Source organism: Paracoccus sp. PAMC 22219, assembly GCF_000787695.1.
GTDB lineage: Bacteria > Pseudomonadota > Alphaproteobacteria > Rhodobacterales > Rhodobacteraceae > Paracoccus.
Map to the genome: position 1 here is coordinate 1 of NZ_BBPH01000198.1, position 5,201 is coordinate 5,201.

Below are 5,201 nucleotides of genomic sequence, written 5' to 3' on the forward strand. Positions count from 1 at the left end.
CGCGCCCATGGGACGCGCCGCGTGCTGCGTCAGGTCGGCCACATGGTCGATCAGCGCCCCGGCGATGGTCGCAACGGCCAGCGCCGCCGCGTCGCCAGGCGCCGCGATGGCCGCCGCCGCGTCCTGCGGGCGCAGGGTCTAGGCGCAGGCGGGGCAGGCGTTCGGGCGCCAGCGCGTCCAGCCAGGCCTGCCACGCCGCGTCGGTGAACCGCTGCCACAGCGCGACCGCGACGCCGGGCAGGGCGATGGTCCCCAGCACGCGGGGGTCGTGGCCGCTGTTCATCGCCGTGGCAGGGGCGGGGGCAGGGCGCAGGACGACACGCTGGTTCATGCCGCGACCTCCGCGGCGCGGCGCCAGGCGGGGAAGGGGTCGGGCAGGGCGGTCCAGCCCGCCGGGTTGTCGCCCCACTCCTCGCCCAGAAGGCAGGCGTCAAGGCGGGCGCGGATGCGGTCCTCGTCCATGCCCGCGCCGATGAAGACCAGTTCCTGACGCCGGTCGCCGAAGGGGTCGGACCAATGCGCATCCAGATAGGCGCGCCCCTCGGGATGCGTGGGCCAGCGGTCGCGCGGGACCGAGGCCCACCACTGCCCAAGCGGCCGGACCGAGGACAGCGCCCCGGCAAGCGAAAATTCCGCCACCCAATCGGGGCGCGTGGCGACCCAGAAATGCCCCTTGGCGCGGATCACGCCGGGCAGGGGGCCGTTCAGCAGCTCAAAGATCTTGCGCGGCTCGAACGGCTGGCGGGCGCGATAGACAAAGCTGACGATGCCGTATTCCTCGGTCTCGGGGGTGTGGTCGGCATGGCCGTACAGTTCCTTGGCCCACATCGGATGGGTGTGGGCGCGGTCGAAATCGAACAGGCCGGTGTTCAGGATGTCGCGCGCCGCGACGCGGCTGTGGTCGGTTTCGATGATGCGCGCGTCGGCGTTCAGGGCGCGGATGATCTTGCGCGCGGCGTCCACGCGGGCGGGGCCGGCGTCGGTGCATTTGTTCAGCACGATGACGTCGGCGAATTCCATCTGGTCGGTCAGCAGGTCGATCAGGGTGCGCGCGTCGCCATCGCCCATCACCTCTCCGCGGTCGGACAGGAAATCGTGGCTGGAGAAGTCGGCCGTCAGGTTCACCGCATCGACCACGGTCACCATCGTGTCCAGCCGCGCCACGTCGGACAGGCTGGCGCCGGTGTCGTCCGCGAATTCGAAGGTGGTGGCGACGGGCAGGGGCTCGCTGATCCCGGTCGATTCGATCAGCAGATAGTCGAACCGCCCCGCCTGGGCCAGACGGCGCACTTCCAGCAGCAGGTCCTCGCGCAGCGTGCAGCAGATGCAGCCGTTCGACATCTCAACCAGGGTCTCCTGCGTCTGCGACATGCCGCCCTCGGCGCGGATCAGGTCGGCGTCGATGTTCACCTCCGACATGTCGTTGACGATGACCGCGACGCGCAGTCCCTCGCGGTTGTTCAGGACGGCGTTCAGCAGGGTCGTCTTTCCGGCGCCCAGAAATCCGGACAGGACGGTGACGGGCAGGCGGGGATCTTGGGTCATGGCGGGTCCTCGGTGCGGTGGCTGGTCAGTATAGTTATAGTATAACATAACTGATGACAATCCTGCAGCGCGCCCTGTCCGCCCCATTGACGCCCCGCCGCCGATGGGCCATGCCGCGCGGATGCTGCATATCGATGACATTTCCTATTCCATCCAGGGCCGCCCGCTGTTCGCCGGCGCCTCGGCGTCCGTGCCCGAAGGGCACAAGGTCGGCCTCGTCGGCCCCAACGGCGCGGGCAAGACCACGCTGTTCAAGCTGATCCGGGGCGAACTGGGTCTGGACGGCGGCGCCATTAGCCTGCCGACGCGCGCCCGCATCGGCGGCGTGGCCCAGGAATCGGCAGCGACCGCGCTGTCCGTGCTGGAGACTGTCCTTGAGGCCGATCAGGAACGCACCGCCCTGATGGCCGAGTCGCTGACCGCCACCGATGCCCACCGTATCGCGGACATCCAGACCCGCCTGACCGACATCGACGCCTGGTCGGCCGAGGCCCGTGCCGCGACCATCCTGGACGGGCTGGGTTTCGACACCGCCGACCAGCAGCGCCCGACCAGCGATTTCAGCGGCGGCTGGCGGATGCGCGTGGCGCTGGCGGGGGTGCTGTTCGCGCAGCCCGACCTGCTGCTCCTGGACGAACCGACCAACTATCTGGACCTTGAAGGCGCGCTGTGGCTGGAGACCTATCTGGCCCGCTATCCGCACACGGTGATCATCATCAGCCACGACCGCGGGCTGCTGAACCGCGCCGTCGGCCACATCCTGCATGTCGAGGACAAGAAGCTGACGCTGTATACCGGCGGCTATGACAGCTTTACCCGCATCCGCGCCGAAAAGCGCGCCCTGCAGGCCGCCGAGGCCAAGAAGCAGACCGAACGCCGCGCGCATCTGCAAAGCTTCGTCGACCGCTTCGGTGCCAAGGCCAGCAAGGCCCGCCAGGCCCAGGCCCGCGTCAAGGCGCTGGCCAAGATGGAGCCGATCACCGCGCCCGAAGAGGCCAAGTTCTTCCGCTTCAGCTTTCCTCAGCCCGAGGAGCTGTCGCCCCCCATCGTCGCGATGGAGGGGGTCAATGTCGGCTATGGCGACCGCGCCGTGCTGTCGCGCCTGGGCCTGCGCATCGACCAGGACGACCGCATCGCCCTGCTGGGCCGCAACGGTCAGGGCAAGTCGACGCTGTCCAAGCTGCTGGCCGGGCGCCTGACGCCGATGGCCGGCAAGGTGGTTCAGTCGAACAAGCTGCGCGTGGGCTATTTCGCCCAGCACCAGGTCGACGAGCTGTCGCTGGACGACACGCCGCTGGACCATATCCGCGCCGTGCGCCCGAACGAGATGCAGGCCCGCCAGCGCGCCCGCCTGGCCGGTTTCGGCCTGATGGAGGCGCAGGTCGAGACCAAGGTCCGCGCCCTGTCCGGCGGCCAGAAGGCGCGCCTGTCGCTGTTGCTGGCCACGATCGACGCGCCGCATCTGCTGATCCTGGACGAACCGACCAACCACCTGGACATCGAAAGCCGCGAGGCCCTGTCCGAGGCGCTGAACGATTACACCGGCGCGGTCGTGCTGGTCAGCCACGACATGCACCTGCTGGGGCTTGTCGCGGACCGGCTGTGGCTGGTCAAGGACGGCGCCGTCGCCCCTTATGAGGGCGATCTGGACGACTATCGCAAGTTCCTGTTGTCGGGCGACGCGCCCGCCGAGAAGTCCGGCGAGAAAACCCCCGAGGCGCCCAAGCCTGTCGCCCCGAAAAAGCCCAACCGCGACGCGGTGCTGACGCTGCGGTCGGACGTGCGCAAGTCCGAGGAACGCGTGCAGAAGCTGACCGAGATGATGGGCAAGCTGGACGTCAAGCTGGCCGATCCGGGCCTCTACAACGATCCCTACGAGGCCGAGAAGTGGGGCAAGAAGCGGGCCGAGGCCGTTCGCGCCTTAGCCTTCGCCGAGGAGCTGTGGATGGCCGCGCTGGAAAAGCTGGACGCCGCCGAAAAGGGCTGACGGCAGGATGATCATCGCGCTGTTGCGAAAATGCGGCGCATGGCACAGGATGACGTGCGGACAGGTTGTGCCTTGCAAGGCGCGGCCATAGATACCCCGAAAGCCCTTTTTGCGCGGAATCGCCCCCATGAAATATGCCTTGGCCCTTGCCGTCCTGTTCGCCGTTCCCGCCCACGCGCAGGACTTCGGGGCCACCGGGGGGCGCAGCTTCTCGGTCGATCTGGGCCTGGGTGCGGCCCTTGGGCCGACCTATCCCGGCGCCGAGGATGCCGAGGTGTCGCCGTGGATCATCTGGCGCGATGCGGGCTTTGGTCCGGTGGGCATGGCCCCCGCACAGGGTTTCTCGATTGCGCCGTCCTTTGGCACCGTCGGCAAGCGCGAAAGCGGTGACGACGCAGCCCTGACCGGCCTGGACGACATCGACCGCGCGTACGAGCTGGGCCTGCGGGTCAGCTATGGCGCGGGTCCGCTGACCGCCTATGGCAGCGTGCGCCGTGGTTTCGACGGCCATGAGGGCGTGACCGGCGAAGTCGGCGCGAAATACCGCACCGAGCTGAGCGACCGCGTCACCCTGTGGTCCGGGGCCGAGGTCGTCTATGGCAATGACGACTTCAACAACACCTATTTCGGCGTGACGCCCGCGGAAAGCGTGACCAGCGGCCTGCCCGCCACCACGCCCGGTGGCGGCCTGAACGAAGCGGCGATCACCTTCGAGGCCCGCTATGCCATCAACGACACCACCGCCGTCCTGGGCGAGGTGCGCTATGGCAAGCTGATCGGCGACGCCGCCGATTCGCCGGTCGTGCAGGAAGAATACCAGCTTCGCTGCGCCTTGGCGTGACGCGCCGGTTCACGTTCGGCTTCTGATTGCCGCAAGGCCGGGGGTCGCGCATTGCGCGGCCCTTTTTTCATGCCAAATGTTTTAAGCCTGAAATAATTTCTTGACAGGTCGCGCCCGCCTGTTGCGTTCTGGTGCCAAGGCATCCGAACCGGGCCGCGACCAACGCGGTCCCCGCCAACAGGGAAAGACCGCACCATGACCCAGACCCGTTCGCTGATCGCGGCGCTTGCCGCAACGACCGCCCTGGCCGCCCCGGCCTGGGCGCAGGACGACACGCTGACCGTGGGCGTGCTGCTGACCCTGTCCGGCCCCGGCGCGGTTCTGGGAGAGATGGCGCGCGACGGCTTTCTGCTGGCCGCAGAGGAGATCGGCGATCTGGGCGGCATTCCGACCGAGATCGTGGTCGTGGACGACGAACAGAAACCCGACGTCGCCGCCAACAAGGCCCGCGAACTGGTCGAGCGCAACGGCGCCGACATCGTGGTCGGACCGATCTTTTCGAACGTCGCGGGTGCCATCGTCCAGCCGGTGACGCAGGGCGGCGGCATTTTGATCAGCCCGAATGCCGGCCCGTCGAACCTGGCCGGGGCCGACTGCAACCCGGCCTTCTTTGCGACGTCGTACCAGAACGACCAGATGCACGAGGTGATGGGCGCCCATGCGCAGGCCGAGGGGTTCCAGAACGTCTTCCTGCTGGCCCCGAACTATCAGGCCGGACAGGACGCGCTGGCCGGGTTCAAGAAAAGCTATACCGGCGGCGTCGCGGGCGAAATCTTCACCCAGATGGGCCAGTTGGACTATTCCGCCGAACTGGCCCAGATCGCCGCG

At 68.1% G+C, this 5,201-nt stretch carries 5 protein-coding genes; 3 read left to right on the top strand and 2 right to left on the bottom strand.

Annotation, left to right across the window (positions count from 1 at the left end; genetic code table 11):
- On the bottom strand, window positions 1-331 hold a 331-nt coding region (locus TY51_RS18135; protein ID WP_042252351.1), incomplete at its 3' end, for a DUF1826 domain-containing protein.
- Window positions 328-1,545, bottom strand: coding sequence for a GTP-binding protein (locus TY51_RS18140; protein WP_042252353.1), 1,218 nt, complete (start codon window positions 1,543-1,545; stop codon window positions 328-330). The genes TY51_RS18135 and TY51_RS18140, both read right to left, overlap by 4 nt.
- 121 nt (window positions 1,546-1,666) lie before the next feature.
- Between TY51_RS18140 and TY51_RS18145 the strand changes: the two genes are divergently transcribed.
- The 3 genes from TY51_RS18145 to TY51_RS18155 all read left to right on the top strand — a co-directional run.
- The gene (locus tag TY51_RS18145) at window positions 1,667-3,532 is read left to right on the top strand and encodes an ABC-F family ATP-binding cassette domain-containing protein (RefSeq protein WP_042252360.1); all 1,866 of its coding nucleotides are present in this window, start codon (window positions 1,667-1,669) and stop codon (window positions 3,530-3,532) included.
- Between the two features lie 127 nt (window positions 3,533-3,659).
- Window positions 3,660-4,373 carry a MipA/OmpV family protein gene (locus tag TY51_RS18150; RefSeq protein ID WP_052650447.1) on the top strand — a complete coding sequence of 238 codons (714 nt, stop codon included), beginning with the start codon at window positions 3,660-3,662 and terminating at the stop codon, window positions 4,371-4,373.
- A gap of 195 nt (window positions 4,374-4,568) precedes the next feature.
- A partial coding sequence (locus tag TY51_RS18155) for an ABC transporter substrate-binding protein (RefSeq protein ID WP_042252357.1) occupies window positions 4,569-5,201 on the top strand: 633 nt, incomplete at its 3' end.